The 1,111-nt window shown below is 62.0% G+C and carries 2 protein-coding genes; both read left to right on the forward strand.

All coding sequences use genetic code 11. The annotated features are described in order from the left end of the window. A partial coding sequence (locus HGR_RS00690) for a flagellin (RefSeq protein ID WP_006296111.1) occupies positions 1–253 on the forward strand: 253 nt, incomplete at its 5' end. A gap of 469 nt (positions 254–722) precedes the next feature. Next, on the forward strand, positions 723–1,111 hold a 389-nt coding region (locus HGR_RS00695; RefSeq protein ID WP_006296112.1), incomplete at its 3' end, for a flagellin N-terminal helical domain-containing protein.

The raw sequence follows: 1,111 nt of genomic DNA on the forward strand, positions 1-1,111 counted from the left end.
GGATTCGGCCCTGGCCTTCATCAGCGGCGAACGCGCCAAGCTGGGTGCTCTGCAGTCGCGCTTTGAGTCGACGATCAACAACCTGAACATCACGGCGGAGAACCTGACGGCCTCGCGCAGCCGCATCGTCGATGCGGACTTCGCGTCGGAAACGGCAGCCTTGTCGCGTGCTCAGATCCTGCAACAGGCGGGCACGGCCATGATTGCCCAGGCCAACCAGCTGCCGCAAGGCGTGCTGGCCCTGCTGCGTTAATTCGCCGCAGGTCGGGGCGGTGCCCGCGCACCGCCCCATGAGTGATTTTTAGAAGTTTTTCCCGTGGCGGGCCTCGTGCCTTGCCCTCCTGTGACAGCCGGTGTACCTGCGAAAGGGCACCGGCTCTTTTTATTTCCGGCGGCGGATCCGCCGAATTGATCTCCGGTGAAGCGGGGTTGCGCGGGCGCTTTTCCAGATTCAAGTTTTGAAGATCGCTGCCGATCGCGCGACGTTTTCGGGGCGAAATGACCCCGATCGCGGTCGGAGGGGGCTCGGGGGCCTGGTTCAAGTTGACCGGGGCTGGGGCGATAACGGGTCAAAGGGTTTCAAAACCCGGCGCACACCAAGAAGCCAGCCGCAAGCTGGTTTCAAGGTGCCGCAAGAGCCTCGTGAAAGTAGGCATTCATCCACCCCCCGGCGCGACGCTGATGCAGCAAGTGCCATTTTCTAAAAGCACAGGAGTTTTCAAATGGCTGCCGTTATCAACACCAACATCAACTCGTTGTCTGCCCAGCGTTACCAAGGTCTGAGCGACAAGGCCCTGACCACGGCGATCCAACGTCTGTCTTCCGGTCTGCGCATCAACAGCGCCAAGGACGACGCTGCTGGTCTGGCGATTTCTGACCGCTTCACCAGCCAGATCCGCGGTCTGAACCAAGCCGCACGCAACGCCAACGACGGCGTGTCCCTGGCGCAGACCACGGAAGGTGCCTTGGGCGCCGCCAGCGATATCCTTCAGCGCGTTCGTGAACTGGCCGTGCAGTCGGCCAACGCCACCAACAGCGCTTCGGATCGCCAAGCGCTGAACCAGGAAGTGGCTCAGCTCGTCGCCGAACTGGATCGCATCTCCACCAGCAC

Source organism: Hylemonella gracilis ATCC 19624, assembly GCF_000211835.1.
Lineage (GTDB): Bacteria > Pseudomonadota > Gammaproteobacteria > Burkholderiales > Burkholderiaceae_C > Hylemonella > Hylemonella gracilis.